This window comes from Lutibacter litoralis, assembly GCF_014646675.1.
GTDB lineage: Bacteria > Bacteroidota > Bacteroidia > Flavobacteriales > Flavobacteriaceae > Lutibacter > Lutibacter litoralis.
Genome location: NZ_BMNS01000008.1, coordinates 21149 through 44968, shown reverse-complemented (window position 1 = coordinate 44968; position 23820 = coordinate 21149). Strand labels below are relative to the sequence as shown.

Annotated in this window: 19 protein-coding genes and 3 tRNA genes; 18 read left to right on the top strand and 4 right to left on the bottom strand. The window is 30.0% G+C overall.

Annotated elements, in window-relative coordinates:
- Position 1: 1 nt before the first annotated feature.
- Positions 2 to 454, top strand: a complete 453-nt coding sequence (locus IEW75_RS12880; protein WP_134249118.1) for a low molecular weight protein-tyrosine-phosphatase — start codon at positions 2 to 4, stop codon at positions 452 to 454.
- Positions 455 to 1171 carry an SAM-dependent methyltransferase gene (locus IEW75_RS12875; RefSeq protein WP_134249117.1) on the top strand — a complete coding sequence of 239 codons (717 nt, stop codon included), beginning with the start codon at positions 455 to 457 and terminating at the stop codon, positions 1169 to 1171.
- Positions 1172 to 1224: 53 nt separating this feature from the next.
- On the opposite strand, the gene IEW75_RS12870 is transcribed toward IEW75_RS12875, so the two are convergent.
- Together IEW75_RS12870 and IEW75_RS12865 are read right to left on the bottom strand one after the other, a co-directional pair.
- Positions 1225 to 1584, bottom strand: coding sequence for a PLDc N-terminal domain-containing protein (locus IEW75_RS12870; RefSeq protein ID WP_134249116.1), 360 nt, complete (start codon positions 1582 to 1584; stop codon positions 1225 to 1227).
- Positions 1585 to 1713: 129 nt separating this feature from the next.
- The gene (locus tag IEW75_RS12865) at positions 1714 to 4251 is read right to left on the bottom strand and encodes an ATP-dependent Clp protease ATP-binding subunit (protein WP_134249115.1); all 2538 of its coding nucleotides are present in this window, start codon (positions 4249 to 4251) and stop codon (positions 1714 to 1716) included.
- A gap of 258 nt (positions 4252 to 4509) precedes the next feature.
- Here IEW75_RS12865 and gyrA point away from each other — a divergent pair, with 258 nt between their 5' ends.
- Together gyrA and IEW75_RS12855 are read left to right on the top strand one after the other, a co-directional pair.
- Positions 4510 to 7017 (top strand): DNA gyrase subunit A, encoded by a 2508-nt coding sequence (gene gyrA / locus IEW75_RS12860; RefSeq protein ID WP_134249114.1) that lies wholly within the window; start codon positions 4510 to 4512, stop codon positions 7015 to 7017.
- A 27-nt stretch (positions 7018 to 7044) separates the two neighbouring features.
- Entirely contained in the window at positions 7045 to 8322 is a 1278-nt protein-coding gene (locus IEW75_RS12855; protein ID WP_134249113.1) for a tetratricopeptide repeat protein, read from the top strand.
- Between the two features lie 47 nt (positions 8323 to 8369).
- Here IEW75_RS12855 and IEW75_RS12850 read toward each other — a convergent pair whose 3' ends face one another.
- Both IEW75_RS12850 and IEW75_RS12845 read right to left on the bottom strand, forming a co-directional pair.
- Entirely contained in the window at positions 8370 to 9140 is a 771-nt protein-coding gene (locus tag IEW75_RS12850) for a C40 family peptidase (protein ID WP_134249112.1), read from the bottom strand.
- Positions 9141 to 9149: 9 nt separating this feature from the next.
- Positions 9150 to 10325 carry an acetyl-CoA C-acyltransferase gene (locus tag IEW75_RS12845; protein WP_134249111.1) on the bottom strand — a complete coding sequence of 392 codons (1176 nt, stop codon included), beginning with the start codon at positions 10323 to 10325 and terminating at the stop codon, positions 9150 to 9152.
- A 308-nt stretch (positions 10326 to 10633) separates the two neighbouring features.
- On the opposite strand from IEW75_RS12845, the gene IEW75_RS12840 reads away from it, so the two are divergent.
- The 14 genes from IEW75_RS12840 (at position 10634) to IEW75_RS12775 (ending at position 23762) form a co-directional block, all read left to right on the top strand.
- A complete protein-coding gene (locus IEW75_RS12840; RefSeq protein ID WP_134249110.1) occupies positions 10634 to 12688 on the top strand; it encodes an HD family phosphohydrolase in 2055 nt (684 codons plus the stop codon).
- A 104-nt stretch (positions 12689 to 12792) separates the two neighbouring features.
- Positions 12793 to 12876, top strand: a tRNA-Ser gene (locus IEW75_RS12835).
- A gap of 20 nt (positions 12877 to 12896) precedes the next feature.
- Positions 12897 to 12971, top strand: a tRNA-Pro gene (locus IEW75_RS12830).
- A 42-nt stretch (positions 12972 to 13013) separates the two neighbouring features.
- Positions 13014 to 13087, top strand: a tRNA-Arg gene (locus IEW75_RS12825).
- Positions 13088 to 13423: 336 nt separating this feature from the next.
- Entirely contained in the window at positions 13424 to 14692 is a 1269-nt protein-coding gene (locus tag IEW75_RS12820; protein WP_134249109.1) for a site-specific integrase, read from the top strand.
- A 57-nt stretch (positions 14693 to 14749) separates the two neighbouring features.
- Complete coding sequence (locus IEW75_RS12815) at positions 14750 to 15031, top strand: hypothetical protein (protein WP_134249108.1); 282 nt, start codon at positions 14750 to 14752, stop codon at positions 15029 to 15031.
- 9 nt (positions 15032 to 15040) lie between these two features.
- On the top strand, positions 15041 to 15511 hold the full coding sequence (locus IEW75_RS12810) for an RteC domain-containing protein (protein WP_134249107.1): 471 nt from the start codon (positions 15041 to 15043) through the stop codon (positions 15509 to 15511).
- Between the two features lie 442 nt (positions 15512 to 15953).
- Positions 15954 to 16232, top strand: coding sequence for a helix-turn-helix domain-containing protein (locus tag IEW75_RS12805; RefSeq protein ID WP_134249106.1), 279 nt, complete (start codon positions 15954 to 15956; stop codon positions 16230 to 16232).
- Positions 16233 to 16449: 217 nt separating this feature from the next.
- A complete protein-coding gene (locus IEW75_RS12800) occupies positions 16450 to 17118 on the top strand; it encodes a hypothetical protein (RefSeq protein WP_134249105.1) in 669 nt (222 codons plus the stop codon).
- Between the two features lie 239 nt (positions 17119 to 17357).
- Positions 17358 to 18053 carry an ATP-binding cassette domain-containing protein gene (locus tag IEW75_RS12795; protein ID WP_134249104.1) on the top strand — a complete coding sequence of 232 codons (696 nt, stop codon included), beginning with the start codon at positions 17358 to 17360 and terminating at the stop codon, positions 18051 to 18053.
- 1371 nt (positions 18054 to 19424) lie between these two features.
- Positions 19425 to 20207 (top strand): restriction endonuclease, encoded by a 783-nt coding sequence (locus tag IEW75_RS12790; protein WP_134249103.1) that lies wholly within the window; start codon positions 19425 to 19427, stop codon positions 20205 to 20207.
- A gap of 420 nt (positions 20208 to 20627) precedes the next feature.
- Positions 20628 to 22436 (top strand): tetratricopeptide repeat protein, encoded by a 1809-nt coding sequence (locus tag IEW75_RS12785; protein WP_134249102.1) that lies wholly within the window; start codon positions 20628 to 20630, stop codon positions 22434 to 22436.
- A gap of 194 nt (positions 22437 to 22630) precedes the next feature.
- Positions 22631 to 23122 carry an RNA polymerase sigma factor gene (locus tag IEW75_RS12780; protein ID WP_134249101.1) on the top strand — a complete coding sequence of 164 codons (492 nt, stop codon included), beginning with the start codon at positions 22631 to 22633 and terminating at the stop codon, positions 23120 to 23122.
- A complete protein-coding gene (locus IEW75_RS12775; protein ID WP_134249100.1) occupies positions 23106 to 23762 on the top strand; it encodes a hypothetical protein in 657 nt (218 codons plus the stop codon). Before IEW75_RS12780 ends, IEW75_RS12775 begins: the two co-directional genes overlap by 17 nt.
- Positions 23763 to 23820 lie beyond the last annotated feature (58 nt).

The following is a 23820-nucleotide window of genomic DNA, read 5'->3' as shown; positions in this document are numbered from 1 at the left end:
TATGACTAAAGTATTAATGGTTTGTCTCGGTAATATTTGCCGTTCTCCATTAGCGGAAGGGATATTGAAGTCCAAAATATTTAGTTTTAAAACTTATGTAGATTCCGCTGGAACAGGTGCGTATCACGTTGGTGAAAAACCCGACAAAAGGTCTATTGCTGTGGCAAATACAAATGGTATAGATATTTCTAATCAAAAAGCAAGAAAGTTTACTGTAGAGGATTTTAATTTGTTTGATATTATTTATGTAATGGATAATTCAAACTATAAAAATGTAATCTCTCTAGCCAGAAATGAGCAAGATTCGGCTAAGGTTAAATTAATTTTGAATGAAGTTTTTCCTGATGAAAATTTAGATGTTCCAGATCCATATTATGGTGGGGAATTTGGGTTTAAAAACGTGTATAATATGTTAAATGAAGCATGTGATATTATTGCAAATAAAATTAATTAAATGAATGATCAAAGAGGTAAATTATATTTAATACCTACTACTTTAGGTGATAATGAGCCCTTAGAGGTACTTCCTCTTTCGGTTAAAAAGGTAATTGAAGAGTTAGATACTTTTATTGTGGAAAACGAAAAAACTGCGCGTAAATTTATCAAACGAATTACTCCAAGAAAATCTCAACCCTCTTTAACAATTTTAAAATTAGATAAATACGCAGATCAATTAGAAGTAAGAAGTTATTTAGATGTTTGCGAGAATGGAACTTCAATTGGTTTACTTTCTGAAGCTGGGGTTCCGGCAATTGCAGATCCAGGTGCAGAAATAGTAAAATTAGCACACGAAAAAAATATTAAGGTTGTTCCTTTGGTAGGGCCTTCTTCAATTATTTTAGCAATGATGGCTTCAGGTTTTAACGGTCAGAATTTTACATTTAATGGGTATTTGCCTATTGATACTTCAGAAAGAAAAAAAGCTATTAAAAGTTTAGAAAAATTCTCAAAAGAGAAAAATCAATCTCAAATATTTATTGAAACTCCTTACAGGAACGAAAAAATGTTTGCAGATTTAAAAAGTACACTAACCCCAACTTCAAAATTGTGTATTGCTTGTAATATTACTTTGCCAGATGAATACATAAGAACACTTGAAATTAAAGATTGGAAAAATGAACATCCAGATTTGCATAAAAAGCCTACAATCTTTATAATTCACAAAGACTAATAGGTAATTTAAGATTTTTATACTTAGATTGTTTATTTATAATTACTACCGATTTATTTTATTGATTTTAAAGGTATAATTTCAATAAAATAGTAAATAATACTTCCAATTATTCCAGTAAAAATTAGAATTAAAGTCCACATAACTTTTTTGTTTGTATCATTTTCAGAATTATTATTTGTATGAACAATATAATAGATTTTTACTCCTAAACTAATTATCCCCATAAAAACAATTAACAGTATAAACCAGATTAAAGATTGTAAAAATTCCATTGGAAACTCTCCGTTATGCTGTTCTAATTCCATAATATTTTCAAAGAAAATAGTAAAAAAGAATAAAAATGTTAGCACTAAAAGTACTAACGGTAAAAAAGTAAAAATTGATAGCCAAAATTTTGTTGAAGATTTCATAATAGCAGTATTAAAAATAAGTTTTTTAAAGTTACTAAATTTTTAAGTTTAGATTGAAAAAATTGTAACAAAAAAATCCAGATATTTTTTTAAATATCTGGATTCTAGTCTTTCCACACTTAATTAAAGTTATTCTTCAATCTTTTTTTTGCCTTTAGTTATTTTAATTGTCAATTCATTTGATTTTTTATCCAAATCCATAAAAATTGAATCTCCTTCATTTAGTTTAGAGTTTACAATTTCTTCCGCCAAAGCATCTTCTATATATTTTTGAATAGCACGTTTTAAAGGTCTGGCACCATATTGTTTATCAAAACCTTTGTCTGCAATATAATCTTTAGCTTCATCAGTTAAGACTAATTTATAGCCTAAATCTTCAATTCTATTTACTAGTTTTTTAAGTTCAATATCAATAATTGAATGGATGTCCTCACGTTCAAGTGCATTAAATACAATTACATCGTCAATTCTATTTAAAAATTCTGGAGCAAAAGATTTTTTAAGGGCACTTTCAATTACCTTTTTCGCATTTGCATCTGCTTGTTCTGCTTTAGCAGCAGTTCCAAAACCAACACCTGCACCAAAATCTTTTAACTGACGAGAACCAATGTTAGAAGTCATAATAATTATGGTATTTCTAAAGTCAATTTTTCTTCCAAGGCTATCTGTTATATGTCCATCATCTAAAATTTGCAATAACATATTAAACACATCTGGATGTGCTTTTTCAATTTCATCTAATAAAACAACTGCGTAAGGTTTGCGTCTAATTTTTTCGGTAAGTTGACCACCTTCTTCATATCCAACATATCCTGGGGGAGCACCAATTAAGCGAGAAATAGCAAATTTCTCCATGTACTCGCTCATATCAATTCTTACTAAGGCATCTTCGCTATCAAAAAGTTCAGTTGCCAATACTTTTGCAAGTTGTGTTTTACCAACACCAGTTTGCCCTAAAAATATAAATGAACCAATTGGTTTGTTTGGATCTTTTAATCCAACTCTATTACGCTGAATTGCTTTAACAACCTTAGAAACAGCTTCATCTTGACCAATAACTTTTCCTTTAATTAAATTTGGAAGGTCATGCAATCTATGGCTTTCAGCTTCGGCAACTCTGTTTACAGGAATTCCAGTCATCATAGAAACTACTTCGGCAACATTATCTTCAGTAACAACTTCTCGATTTAATTTTGAAGCTTCTTCCCAATTTTTTTGTGCTTCTTGTAATAAGCTTTCAACACGCTTTTCATCATCTCTTAATCTCGCAGCTTCTTCATATTTTTGACCATTAACCGCACTGGTTTTATCTATTTTAATGGTTTCTAATTGTTTTTCTAGTTGAAGCACCTCTTTTGGAACCACAATATTTGTAATATGAATTCGTGATCCAGCTTCGTCCAAGGCGTCAATTGCTTTATCTGGAAGAAAACGATCTGTCATATATCTATTGGTTAATTTTACACAGGCTTTTATAGCATCTTCTGTGTATTTTACCATATGGTGGTCTTCGTATTTGTCTTTAATGTTATTTAAAATTTGAATAGTTTCTTCAACAGAAGTTGGTTCAATAATTACTTTTTGAAACCTTCTTTCTAAAGCGCCATCTTTTTCAATATTTGTTCTAAATTCATCTAATGTTGTGGCTCCAATACATTGTATTTCTCCACGCGCCAATGCGGGTTTTAACATATTTGAGGCATCTAAAGAACCTGTAGCTCCGCCGGCTCCAACAATGGTATGGATTTCATCAATAAATAAAATTATATCATCATTTTTCTCTAATTCATTCATCAACGCTTTCATACGTTCTTCAAACTGTCCTCTGTATTTTGTTCCAGCAACTAAACTTGCTAAGTCTAACGAAACAATGCGTTTGTTAAATAGAATACGAGAAACTTTTCGTTGAATAATTCGCAAAGCTAAACCTTCTGCTATCGCAGATTTACCAACTCCTGGTTCACCAATTAGCATTGGGTTATTCTTTTTTCTACGGCTTAAAATTTGAGAAACACGTTCTATTTCTTTTTTTCTACCAACTACAGGGTCTAAGTTTCCTTCTTCGGCTAAGCGTGTTAAATCACGTCCAAAATTATCTAAAACGGGTGTTTTGGACTTCTTTTGAGGTGTTTGCTCTCCTTTAGGTTGCTCAAACGGATTTGATTTAGCCGCATCAAAGTCATCGTCGGATTTGTTTTCAGCTTTCGGCATATCTATTTCCTCATTTAAAAATAATTGCTTATAAACTGTTTTAACATCTTCGTATGTAGCATCAAAATTGTTTAACAACTTTGTGGTAGGGTCGTTTTCATTTCGTAAAATGCATAGCAGTAAATGTGCGGTGTTTACAAATTCACTTTGGTATAATTTAGCCTCTAAAAAAGTAGTTTTTAATGCTTTTTCAGCTTGTCTAGTTAAGCGCAAACTTTTCTTTTCATTAGAACTTTCAATTATAGCGTTTTTTGGACTTAAGGCTTCAATTTTTTTACGTAAATGATCTAGATTAATTGCTAAAGAATTTAAAATAGCTATTGCTTTTCCAGTTCCTTTACGAATTAGACCAAGCATTAAATGCTCCGTTCCAATAAAATCATGGCCCAAACGCAACGCTTCTTCTTTGCTGTATGCAATTACATCTTTAACTTTTGGTGAAAAATTATCGTCCATTTTATTATATTTATATTGTAAAATTAACTGATTTTTTTCTTTTTATAGTGCAAAAATAGCACCACTTTTTTAATATTTAAAAATTATCGCTATCAAATATTGTAAAAGTAATTGATTTTCAAAGGTTTACGGGGTCTTTTTTTTAATCTTTTATTGTTGATAAAAATTATAAAAACAACCTGACAAATTGGTTGTAAAAAAGTGAAAAATTGTATATTGCTTTGTTAAAAAATGACACTAAAATAAATTAAAAAACATATGGCAGACGGAGAAAAACTGATACCTATAAATATTGAAGATGAAATGAAATCTGCATACATTGATTATTCAATGTCAGTAATTGTTTCGAGAGCATTACCAGATGTGCGTGATGGTTTAAAACCAGTGCATCGAAGAGTTTTATATGGGATGCATGAATTAGGTATTAAAGCTACTGGATCTTATAAAAAATCAGCAAGAGTTGTTGGGGAAGTTTTAGGTAAATACCATCCTCACGGAGATACTTCTGTTTACGATTCTATGGTACGTATGGCGCAAGATTGGAGTGTACGTTATATGATGGTAGATGGTCAAGGTAACTTTGGTTCTGTTGATGGAGATAGTCCAGCAGCAATGCGTTATACAGAGGTACGTATGCAAAAAATATCAGAAGAAATGTTATCTGATATTGAAAAAGATACTGTAGATCATAAATTAAACTTTGATGACACTTTAAATGAACCAACAGTTTTACCAACAAGAATTCCTAATTTATTGGTAAATGGAGCATCTGGTATCGCGGTTGGTATGGCAACCAATATGGCGCCTCATAATCTAACAGAAGTTATAAATGGTACTTTAGCTTACATTGATAATAGAGAAATTGAGATTTCTGAATTAATGCAGCACATTAAGGCTCCTGATTTTCCTACAGGAGGAATTATTTATGGTTACGAAGGTGTAAAAGAAGCTTTTGAAACAGGTAGAGGAAGAATTGTAATGCGTGCCAAAGCTACTATTGAAGAAGTGAAAGGTAGAGAATGCATTATTGTTACCGAAATTCCTTATCAGGTTAACAAAGCAGATATGATTAAAAAAACTGCTGATTTAGTTAATGAAAAGAAATTAGAAGGGATTGCAAACATTAGAGACGAATCCGATAGAAATGGTATGCGTGTTGTTTATATTCTAAAGCGTGATGCAATTCCTAATATTGTTTTAAATAAATTATACAAATACACTGCGCTTCAAACTTCATTTAGTGTAAATAATATTGCATTAGTAAACGGTCGTCCAGAGCAATTAAATCTAAAACAATTAATTCATTATTTTGTTGAACACAGACACGAAGTAATAGTTAGAAGAACTGAATTTGAGCTTAAAAAAGCAGAAGCTAGAGCACATATTTTAGAAGGATTAATTATTGCAAGTGATAATATTGACGAAGTAATTAAAATAATTAGAGGATCTTCTAATGCAGATGAAGCTCGTGAAAGTTTAATAACTCGTTTTGAATTGACAGAAATTCAAGCCAAAGCAATTGTAGAAATGCGTTTGCGTCAATTAACTGGTTTAGAGCAAGATAAGTTACGTGCTGAGTATGATGATATTATGAAGTTAATTATCGATTTAAAAGATATTTTATCTGATGAAGTAAGACGTTACAATATTATAAAAGAAGAATTAGAAACAATAAGAGATAAATATGGAGACGATCGTAGGTCTGTAATTGAATATGCTGGAGGAGATTTATCTATTGAAGATATGATTCCAAATTCTAAAGTAATTGTAACAATTTCACATGCTGGTTATGTAAAACGTACAAATTTAGATGAATATAAAGTTCAAAATAGAGGAGGACGTGGTCAAAAAGGTGTTGCTACAAGAACAGAAGATTTCTTAGAGCACTTATTCCTCGGAACTAATCATCAATACATGCTGTTCTTTACTCAAAAAGGAAAAGTATTTTGGATGCGCGTTTATGAAATTCCTGAGGGAAGTAAAACATCAAAAGGAAGAGCCCTTGTTAATTTAATAAACTTAGAACAAGATGATAAGGTAAAAGCATTTTTAGTCACCGAAGATCTTAAAAATGAGGAATATGTTAATAGTCATTATGTGATTATGGCAACTAAAAAAGGACAAGTTAAAAAAACTTCATTAGAACAATATTCTCGTCCGAGAACAAATGGTATTAATGCAATTACCATTAGGGAAGATGATGAATTATTAGAAGCAAAATTAACAACAGGTGATAGCCAAGTAATGCTAGCATTAAAATCTGGAAAATCTATTCGTTTTGAAGAAAGTAAAACAAGACCAATGGGTAGAAATGCTTCTGGGGTGCGTGGTATTAGGTTAGCTAATGAACAAGATGAAGTTGTAGGAATGGTTGCAGTTAACGATTTAGAAAGCAACATACTTGTAGTTTCAGAAAATGGTTTTGGTAAGCGTTCAAGTTTGGAAGATTATAGAATTACTAATCGAGGAGGTAAAGGTGTTAAAACTATAAATGTAACAGAAAAAACAGGTGGTTTAGTTGCTATTAAAAATGTAACAGACGAAGATGATTTAATGATTATTAATAAATCAGGAATTACAATTAGAATGGCTGTTTCAGATTTACGTGTTATGGGACGTGCTACACAAGGCGTTAAATTAATTAATATTAAAGATAACGATTCTATTGCAGCGGTTGCAAAAGTTATTCACGAAGAAGAAGTTGAAATTGATGAAAACGAAGATGGCACGGAAATTGAAAACAATACTGAAGAGAGTACAAATTAAAGAATAAATAAGAATAAATCAATTAAAATGAAAAAACAATTAATATTTCTGTCTGCTTTATTGGTTAGTATGACAGTATTTGGACAAAAAAGTGAATTAAAAACTGCAGAAAAAGCAATTAAAGCAAATGATTTTTCTTCGGCAATAGCTGCTATAAACCAAGCAGAAAGTTTAATTACTAGTGCGGATCAAAAAACAAAGGCTAAATACTATTATTTGAAAAGTTTGGCTTTATATCAAGATGGTGCGGCTGAAAATATTGAAGAAGTTGGAGCAGCTTTTAATGAATTAATTAATTTTGAAAAGGAATCGGATAAATTTAAATATACAAATGAAATTGGAGGTTTAATTAATACGATGGTTCAAAATACGGCTAGTAAAGCTTCAAAAGATTATGAAACTGCAGTTGAAACTAAATTACCTGAAGATTATGTAAAAGCAGCAAATGGATTTGCTCAAGTTTTTGCATTAAGTCCTAAAGATACTACCTTTTTAGATAATGCAGCATTAGTTTACTTTTATGGTAAAGATTATGAAAGTTCTAAAGATGCCTATGAAAAATTGCTAGATTTAAATTATACAGGAATTACTACACTTTATTTAGCTACAAATAAGGAAAGTGGAGAAGAGATTGCTTATCCAGATAAAAAAGCAATGGATCTACAAGTAAAATTAGGAATGGCTGAAAATCCAAGAGAAGAAATAAAAGACTCTAGACGTGAGATGATTTTTAAAAATTTAGCTCAAAACTATTCAATGTTAGAAGATAATGAAAAGGCCTTTGAAATTGTTGCACAAGGAAGAGAAGAATTTCCAGAAAGCTATTCATTATTAATTGAAGAGGCTAACATGTATTATAAAGCTGGAGATAATGAAATGTTTAAAGTAAAATTAGAAGAGGCCATTAGTTTAAATCCAACAGAACCTACCTTGTATTATAATGTAGGTGTTATGAATATGGGTCAAGGAAATTTAGACGAAGCAATAAAATTTTTCGAAAAGGCTGTTGAATTAGATCCTAATTATGCAGATGCTTATAATAATATAGGTGCGGCAATTATAGAAAAAGCAGCTCCTATAATTGAAGAAATGAATAAGAATTTGTCAGATTTTGCTAAATATGATAAATTACAGGAAGAGCAATTTGAAATTTATAAAAAAGCAATTCCATATTATGAAAAGGCTTACGAAATTAATGGAAAAAACATTAATATAGTTCAAACTTTAATGGGCTTGTATGAAAACCTTGAAATGACAGATAAACTGAATGATATTAAAGCAGTTTATGACGAATTAAAGCAATAGAGTTCTATTATAAGATAAAAAAACCTCTCAATTTTGAGAGGTTTTTTTTATATAATTTTTTTAATAACTCGTAACTTATGAGTATGTTTTTGTAAATCGAGATTAAAAATTCCACTATGATCGATCATATCAATTCTAACCTTTCCGTGAGCATGAATAATATAATTATCTTTCATTATAATACCTACGTGAGTAATTATTCCTTCACTATTATCAAAAAAAGCTAAATCACCGGGTTCGCTTTCTTCAATAAAACTTAATACTTCACCCTGTGTTGCCTGCTGAGAAGCATCTCTTAATAATTTATAACCGCAAAGTTTATAGACCATTTGTGTAAAACCTGAGCAATCAATTCCAAAATGTGTTTTTCCACCCCATAAATAGGGTGTGTTTAAATATTTATAAGCAATATCAATAATTGAATTTTTGGGTATTTTTGAATTTAGTATGGTGCCATCATACTGAAATTTTGTAGTATTTAAAATAAGATTTTTAGTATTGTAAAAAGGCAGGTTTGAGCCCATGCAAACTGTTGAAAACTGGTTGTTTTTGTCCGTTGCAAAGTCAATTAATTCAGCTGCTAGAGTTAAATCGGAACTTTCTAAAGTTCTAAAAGTCTCTTCAGAAATTTGTTCGTATTGTTTGTTATCGATCCAGCCTTCGTAATTGTCAAAAGCTACTCTAATTTTACTCCAATTTTTTCTTAATTCTAGTACTTTAAAATGTTCTCCAAATAATATTTGAGAAACCATTTCAGTAGTGTCGTTAGGTTCAATTCTAACAGGGATAATACTTAAATTACAAATGCCGTACTGCATACAATAAAATTACATTCTTTCAATTACAATTGCACTTGCGCCACCACCACCATTGCAAATTCCTGCAGCACCAATTTTTGCGTTGTTTTGTTCTAAAACTGAAGTTAAAGCAATTACAATTCTTGCTCCAGACATTCCAAGTGGATGACCTAAAGATACAGCACCACCATTAACATTTACTTTTTCCGGATCTAATTCTAAAATTTTAATATTTGCCAATCCAACAACAGAAAAAGCTTCGTTTAATTCAAAATAATCAACTTCGTTTTTAGAAATACCAGCATTGGCAAATGCTTTAGGAAGTGCTTTTGCAGGAGCAGTTGTAAACCATTTAGGTTCGTTAGCAGCATCTGCATAGCCTTTAATTTTTGCTAATGGTTTTAAGTTTAACTCGTTTGCCTTGTCTAAACTCATAATAACCAACGCAGCTGCACCATCATTTAAAGTAGAAGCATTTGCAGCGGTTACCGTACCATCTTTGCTAAAAACAGGTCTTAATGTTGGGATCTTTTCTTTAAGGATGTTTTTGTATTCTTCGTCTTCAGAAAATAAAATGGGATCTCCTTTTCTTTGAGGAATTTCAACAGGAACAACTTCATTTTTAAAATTACCGTTTTCCCAAGCCTTAGCCGAACGATTGTAAGATTTTATAGCGAAATTATCTTGATCTTCTCTAGAAAAATTATATTCTGAAGCACATAAATCACCACAAGTACCCATATGCTTTTGGTCATAAACATCTGTTAGTCCATCTAATAAAAGACCATCAACTACATTTATATTTCCAAGTTTTGTAGCTTTTCTTCCTGAAATATAATGAGGAATGCTACTCATATTTTCCATACCACCAGCAATTATAATATCCGCATCACCAGCTTTAATTGCTTGAGCAGCTAACATTATAGATTTCATACCAGAAGCACAAACTTTATTTATGGTAGTACAAGGTACATTTTTTGGGATACCTGCAAAAATAGCAGCTTGTCTAGCAGGGGCCTGACCAAGTCCTGCAGAAATTACATTTCCCATAAAAACTTCGTCAATTAAATTGGGATCTAAATTTATTTTATTTAAAGCTCCTTTTATAGCAATAGCACCCAGTTTTGGGGCAGAAATAGAAGCTAAACTCCCTAAAAAAGTACCAATTGGAGTGCGGGCAACGGAAACAATTACAACTTCTCTCATTTTTTTATTAATTTTTACAAAGAATTACTTTTACTTTGTTCAACAAAATTCATTTAAACATGTTTTCAACTGCGAATTTAATCAATTTTAAGGAATCTATCGATTTTTAAAGTAGCGTTTAATTTTGTAATATATAACACTTAAAATATATGCATAAATTTGTTCCAATATGTATTCCAGAAGATTTACTAATTACAGTAGTTGGACGCTTAAAAATATACCTGAGAAGGTTGAAGCGTTATTAAAAGAGTAAAACCGACTGCAAATAGAATAATTATTGTTATTTTTGAATTGCAAACGGATACTTCGTGAAAAACATTATTAATAAATTACTTGTAAATCATTCTTTAATATATAAATTATTTTTATATATCGCTACTATAATTTTAGTGGTTTATTTGTTTCCTAAAAGTGGACAATTTAAATATGAATTCCAAAAAGGAAAGCCGTGGGAATATGAAAATTATTATGCTCCTTTTGATTTTGCTATTCAGAAAACTCCAGAAGAAATAGCTATTGAAAAAGAACAAATAACCAAATTGTCTAAGCAATTTTTCAAGTATGATGAACAAATTGTTGTACAAGTAAAAGATGCTATAAATTCTAAAATTGAAGATGCACTATATAATTCTGAATTAACCGAAACTAAAAAAATAGAATTAAGAGATTTAGCTTTACAAATAACCAATGATATATATGAATTTGGATATTTAGAATCATCTGTAGATATTAAGCCGGAGATTGATTTAGTTACACTTAGAAAAGGAAATAAAAGTCAGGAAATTGATGCAAATAAACTTTTTAAGGCATCACAAATTTTAAGTTTTATTAATTCAAAAATAGGAAACGAACCTTTTACACAAGAAGAAAATATAGTCTTAAACATTATTTACGAAGGATTAAAACCGAATGTAGCATTTGACACTGATTTTACAGAAATGGTACTTCAAGAAAATTTAAGTAAAATCTCTTATACTAAAGGATTAGTTTCTGAAAATGAAAGAATTATTTTTAAAGGGGATATTGTTGAGGGAGAAAAACTAATAATTTTAAACTCGGTTAAAAGTGAGTTTGAATCTCAGGTTTGGAGTAAATCTAATTATAATTGGATTGTATCTGGATATACAATTTTGGTATCATTAGCATTTTTAATGCTATTACTTTTTTTAAGAAAGTACCGTATAGAAATTTTTGAAAATAACACAAAAATAACCTTTATATTTTTTAATATAATTTTAATTGTTTTATTAATTACGCTCATTGTTAAGTACGACGCAAAATACATTTATATTGCTCCAATCGTAATTTTACCTTTGGTTTTAAAAGCTTTTTTTGATGCAAGATTAGGGTTGTTTACTCATGTTTTAACTGTATTATTATTAGGTTTTATTGTTCCAAATAGCTTTGAATTTATTTTTTTACAAATAATAGCCGGGATTGTAACTATCTTAACAATTTCTGAATTGTACAAAAGAGCGAATTTATTTATTTCCGTTATTCAAATTACCTTTGTTTATTTTGTAGCATATTTTGCTTTTTCAATTATTCAAGAAGGAAATGCACAAAATTTAGATTGGGAAAAGTTAGTATATTTTACAATAAATGGGGGAGCCACGTTGTTTGTGTTGCCATTAATTTATGTTTTTGAAAAACTATTTAGTTTAGTTTCAGATGAATCTTTAAAAGAGCTTTCTAATACAAATTCGAAGCTTTTGAGAGAATTAGCCGAAAAAGCTCCAGGAACTTTTCAGCATTCGTTACAAGTAGCAAATTTAGCTGAAACCTGTGCAAATGAAATACAGGCAAATTCTATGCTTGTTAGAACAGGAGCTTTGTATCACGATATTGGTAAAATGATGAATCCAATGTATTTTACAGAAAATCAATCGACAAATGTAAATCCTCATAACGAATTAACCCCAAAAGACAGCGCGCTTATAATTATAAATCATATTATTGCAGGTGTTGAATTGGCAAAGAAGAATAGATTGCCTGATAGAATTATAGATTTTATAAGAACACACCATGGTACGACTTTGGTGTATTATTTTTATAAAAGAGAAGAAGAACTGATTGGGAACAAACCAGATAAAAAGTATTTTCAATATCCTGGACCTATTCCTTTTTCGAAAGAAACGGCAATTTTAATGATGTGTGATTCGGTAGAGGCAGCTTCAAAAAGTATTAAAGAACCAACAGCACAGGCATTTGATAATTTAGTTGAAAAGATTGTAAATAAACAAATGGAAGACGGCCAATTTATGAATGCAGACATAACATTTAAGGAGTTGCAAATAATTAAAAAGGTGTTAAAGAAGAAGTTAAAGAATATTTATCATTTACGAATTGAATATCCAGAATAAAATAGAATAAAAAATCTGTAAATAAAGTTAAAAAATGTTGTGTAAATGCATTTCTAATGCTACATTTGCACTCGCAAAAATAAGTTCATATACATATTTTTAAAGGAGAGGTGCCAGAGTGGTAATGGAGCAGATTGCTAATCTGTCGACGGGTAACTGTCGCCAGGGTTCGAATCCCTGTCTCTCCGCAAAATTTAGATAATCGTTTCGGGGTGTAGCGTAGCCCGGTTATCGCGCCACGTTTGGGACGTGGAGGCCGCAGGTTCGAATCCTGCCACCCCGACAAATTGATAAACAATTAAGTTTATCTTATTTTTAGAATAATGGTCGCGTAGCTCAGCTGGATAGAGCATCTGCCTTCTAAGCAGACGGTCACAGGTTCGAATCCTGTCGCGATCACTACAGCACTTATCAAATAGTGTTAAAACCTTGTAAATCCTATGATTTACAAGGTTTTGTAGTTTTAGAGCCATCATATAATTTGATATGTTTTGATATAAAAGGTTCACAAATCGGTTACCAAAATAAAAATTTGAAAAAGGTAACCGAATTTTAGCTGAAGGACTTGAAAACATTAGGTTTTCTAATTGTTGTCTAAAGAGGATAACAGCTGAATTATATCAAATATTTTAAATGATAGGTTACCAAAAAGCTAGTATCTAAAAAGGTTATTTTTACTATAGTTGATTTGACTTTCGTCTGAATTAAAGTTTAACATTAAAAAAGACGACAACTATGAAAACTTCAACCACATTTTCAATCCTAATTTGGATAAAAAAATCAAATTCAAAAACGAATCAGGCAAAACTGTATGCAAGGATAACGGTGAATCAAAAGCGAGTTAACATTAGCTTAAAAAAAGATGTAGATGTTTCTGCCTGGGATAAAAACAAATCACAAATAATAGGAAACAGTCAGAAAGCACGAATTACAAACAATTATATTGAACAAGTAAAAGTAAAACTTTTTCAAAGTTATCAGAACTTAAAGTTAGAAGATAAACTGATTACTGCCCAGGCGATAAAATCAAATTTTTTGGGAGAGGATGAAGTGTTCAAATCAATGGAATATTTGATTACATATCATAATGATAAAATGGCTTATAAACTTCATAAAGATACAATGAGACATTATAAATCAAGCCAAAACTATTTGCGAAAGTTTATAAAAAAGGAGTTCAAGACAAACGATGTTTATTTAAAAGATTTAAACTATTCATTTATAATTGGATTTGAAGATTTTTTACGTTCCTATCAACCTACCGACCATCAAAGAAGAATTGGAAATAATACCGTAATGAAGCATATTCAACGGTTAAGAAAAATGGTAACAATTGCTTTTAAAATGGAATGGATTATAAGAGACCCATTTGTAAAGTTCAGGTCTTCATTTATTAAAAGTGAAAGAGAATTTTTGTCAGAGGAAGATTTACAAACAATAGAAGGGTTTAGTAGTTCAATAAAAAGATTAGAATTGGTAAGAGATTTATTTGTGTTTAGTTGTTATACGGGTATTGCATATATAGATATAATGCAATTAACAACGAACAATATTTCTAAAGGTATAGATGGAAATATATGGATTATCACAAAAAGGCAAAAAACGAATACACCAGTTAAAATACCGCTATTAGAAAAGGCAAGCTGTTTAATTGATAAATATGCTAATAGTATTAGGGCTAAAGCAAATGGTACTCTATTTCCTAAATTTTCAAATCAAAAAATTAACAGTTATTTGAAGGAGTTAGCAGTGCTATGCAAAATAAAAAAGAATCTAACATTTCATATGGCAAGACATACATTTGCCACAACAGTAACTCTCACAAACGGGGTACCTATCGAAACTGTTTCCAAGTTATTAGGTCATACTAAATTAGCAACAACTCAAATTTATGCTAGGGTAATTGAACGAAAAGTAAGCGATGATATGAATGCACTTAAGGTCTTATTAGCTAATAAATCCAATCAAAAAAATGACAAACAGAATCAAAAATCAAGTGATTAACTATAATTTAATGATTTTTAGTATTTTGGCTTTTTAAACTAGCTAACCTAAAAATCTATGAAAGAAATTGAAACACTTATAGAAAACTATAAGTTTAGAATTACTATTATAAACGATTCAAAGCAGGATGAATTAAAAAAAATTAATGAAAGCATTAATTTTACAAGAGAATTTTTAAATCAACTAAGAGTTTATATAAGAACAAATGATTTCACTTCAAAAGAAGATGAAATCATTTTTTTTAAATACCAAAAACCAAAAATACTCGGACAATTAATCTTTTTATCTTCTAAAAATACGTTTCTAATAGAAAAACCAAAAGCGAGTACTTCTAATTAAAGAAATTTTATTAGGAAGTCTTTAAAAAAAATCGAAACTCGAAAAAAAAGAAATCTAGAATTCTTTAAATATTACACCCAAAACGGTTGTAGTTTAGATGATAAATACTTTACAAGAGGTAACAGTCAATTAGATTTGTTTAGCAATGTCTTTCTATTAGATAAAGATCCAAAATTTTCAACAAGTCACGATATAAAAGCAGCTGAAGTAATAGCCTATGACTTAGTTACAAAGTTTTACGCAACGGAACTTTTAATACTTAAACAAGAAGACAAAAACAGAAAAGTAAAAGAAGTAAAACCTCCAATATTAGAAGATTTACAGTGGACTGGAACTAAAACAGAATTAACAGAATTATTATATGGTTTAAATGCTGCTGGAGCAATACGAAATGGTGAAGCAGAAATGAAAAAACTAGTTTTGGTATGTAAGGAATTATTCAATCTAGATCTTGGCAATATTTACAAAACATATAGCTAAATTAAAGCAAGAGAAAAAGACCCTACAAAATTTCTTGATTTAATGAAAATACGACTACTTCAAAAAATGCAATCTGAATAGCAAAGAAGATAATTTGTTATTTGTCAAGACAATACAAAAAAAAGAAATGTTAAAATTTTTCGGTAGTTATACCCGACTACCGAAAATCAAAAATCAAGTGTTTTTTGCTTAAAAAACACCATTTTTCAACTCAAATTTTGTGGTTTTCAGTCATTTTTTAAACGAAAATTCCTAAACTAACGCTTCTTCAAAATTTTATATTTTGATAAAACGTTAAGAATTAATTAGTAAACGTTTTATAAATGTTAAATTTCTTCGGTAGTTGGACCCGACTACCGAAGAATTCTCGATAAAACTTCACAGTTTTGTAGCACGAAAGTCAAATCGCTATAAAAAATTATTAATTAAAAAAAGCTGAAAAATGCCAACGCAAATTATTACTACAGATGATTTAAGAGAATTCAAAATTGAATTATTAGAGGAATTTAAAATACTATTAGAAAAGACAAACTCATCAGGAGTGAAGAAGTATTTAAAATCAAGTGAGTTAATGGAACTATTAAAAGTCAGTCCAGGAACACTTCAAACTTTACGGATTAACGGAACGCTTCCATATACCAAAATTGGAGGTATCATTTTTTATGATGCTGAGGAAATTGAAAAAGTAATGAAAGAAAATAGCATTCATAATAAGTTTTAAATTCCCGACCTATTTGAATTTCTGTAGTAATTCAAATTTTAGAAGCTGTTAAGCATCCAAAGAGCGCAGCGGTCTGGATGTGATAGTGGATAAAATGACAGAATTCAAAGAAATTAAAATAAGTCTTGACTTTTTTGTTTCGTTTTTGTGTCAAGACAAAAATGAAAAGAAGAATTTATCAAAGCAATAAAGTAGGTAATAAAAAACTTTTCAACAAATGAACTACATCAAACATCTAAACGGTGTACTAGATCAATTTTCAAAAGACACACGCTTAAATCCAACACATATAAGCCTATACATTGCCTTATTTCAGTTTTGGAACTACAACCGTTTTCCTAATGAATTTTATATAAATAGAGAAGAAATAATGAAGTTTTCTAAAATTGGCTCTAATACAACATACCACCGCTGTATTAAAGAGCTAAGTCATTGGAAATATATTCTTTACAGTCCTTCACACAATCCATTTAAAGGCAGTAAAGTGAAGTTGTTTAATTTCAGTACAAGCAATAAGCAAGACTTGTATTTAGACTCTACCATAAACGGACAAGCTCTGGTATCTAATACAAACATTAATAAACAAAATATAAACTTTATTAAACTAGAGGCAACCGCAAAGGAAAAATTGATTTTAGATTTTTTCAAAAAAGAAAATTACCCGGAACTAGAAGCTAAAAAGTTTTTCAATCATTACCAGGGAATTGGATGGAAAGTTGGAGGAAAAGCAAAAATGGTCGATTGGCAAGCTACGGCCAGAAGTTGGATGCTAAAAGCTGAAGAAATGAAATTGACAATTCAAAAAAAATCAAACAATTTACCACTTGACCATTTTCAAGACAACCTCCATACTAAACAAAACAAAAATTACGATGAACCACTTTGAAAAAATTATAATTATGAAAACTCGACCTATTTAAATTTCAGTAGTAATTCCAGTTTGTGAAGCACAGGAGTAAACCAAAGAGCGCAGCGGTCTGGTGTCGACAGCGAAACAAACGTAGAATTCAATGAAATTAAAATCAGTCTTGATTTTTTGTTTCGTTTTGCATCAAGGCAAAATGAAAGGGATTAAAAAATATTTGAAAATCATTTTTAAAACACCACAATCAAAAACCAAAAGCTATGAGCATATCACCACACATAAAAATCGAAGGCACCTCAAAATTCCAAATCGGAGAAATAATAAACAACACAGTACATTACGATTTCAAAAAAATAAAAACCTACCTCAACATCAAAGGACATTTACTATTCGGAAAAAACTTTAAAATCTACAAAGAAGATGAACCACTAATTTTTAAATTGTGTTGTTACTACATCCAAGACCATTACAGTTGTGCTCAAATGGGAATAGATACCAACAAAGGAATATTACTAACAGGACCAGTAGGATGTGGAAAAACCTCTTTAATGAAATTATTATTACACTTAGCTCCCCACAAAACAAGCTATGAAATTATTCCAACAAGAAATATTGTATTCAGCTTCAACGCCTCCGGTTTTGAAACCCTGGAGCAATACAACCAATCCAAAAATTTCTGTTTTGACGATTTAGGAGTGGAGCCAACAGGAAGCCATTACGGAAAAGACCTCAACGTAATGGGCGAAATCCTGCTTTCTCGATATGACCTATTTACACGTCATCCTGAACTTGTTTCAGGATCTCATCAAAACCAGTTCAAAATAAAAACCCACATAACTACTAACCTTAACGCCGAAGAACTAGAAAAAAGATATGGAAACCGAGTTCGCAGCAGAATGCGAGCAATGTTTAACCTTATTAGTTTTAATAGCAACTCAAAGGATAAAAGAATGTAGGTTTTGTATGTAGCCGACCTAGTTTAATTTCTGTAAGAATTCAAGTTTTAGAAATGGCTAAGCATCCAAAAAACTAGTGGTCTGGATGCGATAATGTATAAAACGCTAGAATTAAAATAAATTAAAATCAGTCTAGACTTTTTTGTGTCTTTTTTCGGCAATGAAAAAAAGAAAAGGAAAACCAGAAACCTCAATGCCCAGGAATTAGAAAAACGATATGGAAACAGAGTTAGAAGTAGATCACATGAGATGTGTAATCTTGTTAACTTAAATTAAGCTTCAGTTGATCACAGAAAGTAATATTAAACATCCACGAATACGAAAACAAATAAAATAATTAATTATTTTATAAATAAAAACAGGAAGCCGAAACTTCCTGTTTTCTGAAGTTGTTCAATTGCCACTGTCAATTGATTAATTTTAACACCTATTCATCGCTAAATAGATACTAAAACTAAGTGTAGTCAGCGTAAATTAAACCTCTTCATTTCAGCCCCCAACATATCACTATATTGAAAACTTATACTTTTGATAAAAACAGGAAGCCGAAACTTCCTGTTTCCTGAAGTTGTTTAATTGCTGCCATCAATCGATTAATTTTTTATATCCATTCATTGCTAAAGAGATACTAAAATTAACTACAGCCAGCATACAACAAACCTCTTCATTTCAGCCCCCAACATATCACTATATTGAAAACTTATACTTTTAATAAAAAACAGGAAGCCAAATCTTCTTGTTTCTTAGGTTTTTAATTCCACATTTGAAATGGAATTATAGTTTTTTATTTCAATGAACTTTGTTTTATGATGACAAATGTATATGTAACATTAGCATTTTAAAATGAGGAATGTCATAATAGGTAATGATTCTTATCAGTTTTAAAAAACAACTAAAGTTTTAAAAATAAATAAGAACTTCTATAGTATGGACTTTTTAATATAGTTCCTAACTAAAAAGACAATGAAAAAACCCACCTCAAAAATTAGCTATGAAATAAAAAAAGAGGTGGGTTAAAAAAAATTGCTATGAAATGAGCTTACGCTCAGAAGAACTTTTGCTAAAATCACTTTTAGCTTAAAAAGATTGTACAAAACTTATGTTTTGCACATAACCAAATATATAAATAAATATTGATTTTTAAAGACGTGTATTAAAATTTCAACAACCAACTCACAATCAGTATCAATTTAAATTGAAAGTGTATTTTAAAAAATAACGACAGAACAAATAATTTCAATTAAGGACAATTAAAATTTTGACAAATCAATTTTAACGTTCAATTTCATCTTAAATTTTTGTCTCATCTTATATTTAATTTTAAATTTGGTTAAAATTTTAAAATAGCTAAACCAAAATTGATATTTTTTAATGGCTACACCAACCCAATTCAATAAAATATTACAATACTGCAGAGATAAATCATTTTCTGAAAGAGAAAAAGGAAATAGATTTGAAAGATTAATACAAGCATACTTGCAAAGAGACCCAACGTATTCAAATACTCTAAAATACGTTTGGATGTGGAATAAGTTCCCAGGTAATAAAGATTTTGGTGGTAAAGACACAGATATTGATTTAATAGCGTTGACTTTTGAAGATGATTATTGGGCAATCCAATGTAAGTGTTACAAAGAGGATGGACTTATAAATAAAGCAGAAGTTGATTCTTTCCTTTCAACATCAAGTCGTGAATTTAAAAATTACCAATTACAAACGGTTAGTTTTGATAAAAGAATTTGGGTTTCAACAACTAATAAATGGGGTAGTAATGCAGAAGAAACTATTGGAAATCAAGACCCTCCTGTAACAAGAATAAACCTTACAGATTTACAATATGCACCCGTTGAATGGGAAAGACTTCAAAAAGGTATTACAGGAGATTTAGCCAGAAATGATAAAAAAACATTACGACCTCATCAACAAGAAGCACTTAATAAAACCCACGAACATTTTAAAGAAAGTGATCGAGGTAAATTAATAATGACTTGTGGTACAGGTAAAACATTTACATCATTCTATGTTTGTAAAATGAAAATAAAAGGGGAAACCAGAAAGTGTTATAAAGTGGCATTGGCAAACAAACTGTTAAAACAAGTATTTGCAATTGTAACATCAAAACAAAAATATAATGAATTAAAAGTTTGCATTTAAGCACAGTTCATTACGAATAGCAGAACACGAAACAAACAATAGTGGTTTAATATTGTTTTTTTTAGTACCATCAATAGCATTATTAGGGCAAACATTACGTAAATGGTCATCAGATGCAAAATGAACTTATAAAACCTGTTGCAATATGATCAGATGCTCATATTACGAGACAAAGAGGTAATACTAATATGGTGAAAGGCAATAGATTGGATATTAAATAGAAGCCAAGTTAAAGTAGATAAAAAATCAGGTATTAAAACGGCCCTAACAATTGGAGTAAAGAAGTAGAAAACCCAAGTTACATTTTAAACCTCATATTGAGTATAATTAACGTAAGTGTTCAAACAGTAGCTATAGTAAACGATTTACCAAAATTAAAATTTGAATAATCTTTAAAAGAGATAAGCATAATAAAATATAATGATAGATAATAAATCCATAGCAGTACTTCCTTTCGTCAATATGAGTAACAATATTGAAAACGAATATTTCTGCGATGGATTAACAGAAGAAATTATTAACGCTTTAGCGAAAATAAAAGACCTCTCTGTAACCTCTCGCACCTCATCATTTTATTTTAAAAATAAAACAGTAACAGCTAAAGAGATAAGAGAACAATTAAAGGTAGCTACCTTTATTGAAGGCAGTGTTAAAACATCTAGAAATAAAATGCGCATTACAGTGCAAATGATTGATACTGTAGACGATTTTCATTTCTGGTCAGAAACCTTTGATAGAAATCCAGAAAATGTTTTTGAAATACAAGATGAAATAAGTCTATTTATTGCTGAAAAATTACGTGAACACATAGGGCATCTTGAAATCGAAGATAAGTTAGTAGAGCCTATTGATGTACCTATAGCTATTTATAGAGAATATTTGAAAGGAAGGTACTACATCATGAAACTAGATTATAAAAACTCTATAAAGGGTATCAATATTTTAAAAGAAGTAATAAATAAATCACCCAATTTTTCAAATCCCTATCTAGATATAAATCTAGCCTATTTTAATATGGGAACGATGGGGCTTTTACCTGCATTTGAAGCATACGAGAAGGCCCAGCCTTATTTGTTAAAGGCATTAGAGCTAGACCCAAACTCATCAAGGTCACAATTGAATTTGGCTTGGATAGAATGTTGGCAAAACTGGAATCTTAAGAAAGCTTACGAACATGCCAATAAGGCTTTGGAGATTCAACAAGCAGACGATATTTACTTAACCATTTCTAATTTTTTGACAGTGGAAGGAAAATTAGATGCAGCACGTAATTATCTTGACAAAGCGTTACAGTTAGACCCTTATGCCGCTATCAACCATCATTATAAGGGGTTTTTATATTACTTACAAGAAGATTACACCACTGCAATACCTTTTTTTAAAAAGGCATTGGAGCTTGACCCAATGTTACCCTTTCCACCAATTTATATAGGGTTTTGTTTATTAATGTCAGGCAACCCAAATGAAGCTTTAACATATTTCGGTTCACTCGAAGGAGTTTCTGTGAAAGACCTCACCAAATTAGGAGGTGAAACTATGTGTTATGCAAAGCTCAATGAAACGGAAAAGTGCAATGATGGATTAAAAGAATTAGAAACCTATTTAACAACAGGACTAGTAGATAAAGCATTTACATTTTTGATATTAGTAAATGCCTTGTTAGGTAATAATGAAAAGGTAGTTGATTTAATAACTCAAGCATACGATAACCGGTTGCCATTAATTTTATTATTGAATCCATCACCAATTCTTAAGCCTTTAAAACACCACAAAAGGTTTAAAGACATCATGCTTAAAGCCATTCCTGATAATCTAAATTACAAACAGAAGAAAAAGTACAAACAAGTATTGTTGGATACTAACGAAATTAAAAAGTACAGCAAAGAGCTGGAGCAAATTATGATAGACTATAAACTGTACTTAAACCCAGATTTATCATTAAAAGATTTAGCCTCTTATTTAGAACTTCCAGGAAATTATGTATCTCAATTATTAAACCTCGGATTTCAAAAAAACTTCTCTGAATATGTAAATACATTTAGGGTTAAGGAATTTAAAGAACGAGTACTTTTAGAAGAAAACAAAGACTTAACAATTATGGCTGTGGCTTATGATAGTGGTTTTAACTCTAAAACTGTATTTAATACGTTTTTCAAAAAAATAGAAGGTACAACTCCAAAAAACTTCCTCAAATCAAATGAAGGAAATTCATTAGGATTTGAATTATAGATAAATTGCTTAGCAATTATAAAAACTTTTAATTGACAGAAGTACTAAATATTTTAATTAATTTCCATAGTTTAGATGAATAGATGTAATTATAAATGCAATCTTTCTAGAACCAATGCTACTTATTAAAAAAAAACTATCTTTTACCTGTAATAAATCTTTTATTTAACCACTAACCAATAAAAAGAAGACTATTGAGTAGCGATTTTTATAAAACATCCATTTTACCATTTGCTGGAATAATTATTAAATTATGTCGAGCTTATACAAACTCGCAAGAAGATTTTGAAGATTATTACCAAGAAGTGTGTTTACAAATTTGGAGAAGTAAAGACAACTTTCGTGAGGAATCGCAATGGAGCACTTGGGTGTATCGGATTTCATTAAACGTTTGTTTAACCTTACTTAAAAAAAAGAAAAATAATGTTCAACATTTTGTATCTGATTCTATAACTACTGCAGAAACCGAAGACAACTTCGCGTTTTCAGACGAATCTCTAAATTTATTATACGATGCTATTAGAAAACTATCGGAAATAGATAGAGCAATCATTATGCTTTATTTAGAAGAAAAATCGCAAAAGGAAATTGCTGAAATTATAGGTACAAACCCAAATAATATTGGTGTACGAGTTAAAAGAATTAAAATTAGATTAAAAAAAATATTAGATGGAAAGATCAATTGAAAATATATGGAAAGAAGGTTTTCTTAAGAGTGACGCATTAGTTGCACCTAAAGTAAACAACCTTTATAACCAAAAATCCATTCATATCATTGATAAATTTAAAAGGATGTTTAAAATTAATTTGATTGCAATTATAGCATTCTCATTTGCTTTTTTAATTATCTCATTTTTTGTAGGTATTCCAATAACAGGTATCATATTTTTTGTTACCCTTTCAGTGCTTGTTTTTATTAATAAGAAGTTATTAAACGATTTAGAGAAAATTGATCTAGGCATAAGTAGTTATCAATACTTAAAAGCATTTAACCGATGGATAAACAAACAGATAGCTATCAATAAAAAAATGTCAAGATTTTTGTACCCAATTATATTTATATCATTGATTTTAGGATTTTGGTTTAAAGATGCAGAAGGTATGCCTTTAGGTGAAAGACTTCTAGATGAAATTCTCAAAGGTTTTCCTGACATCTATTTAATATTTGGAATCCCACTAATAGGAATCGTTATTGTCATATTAATTTTAGTTTTATTGGCGTATTTTGGAGGTCGGATTTATAAATGGGATTTAAATCTTGTTTACGGAAGAATATTCAAAAAATTAGAAGAATTGATGACTGACATTGAAAGTTTAAGAAGCTAATCAACTGTTTATCAAGTATTTTATTTAAGTTTTTAAAAAATATGAATTTTAGGTGTAA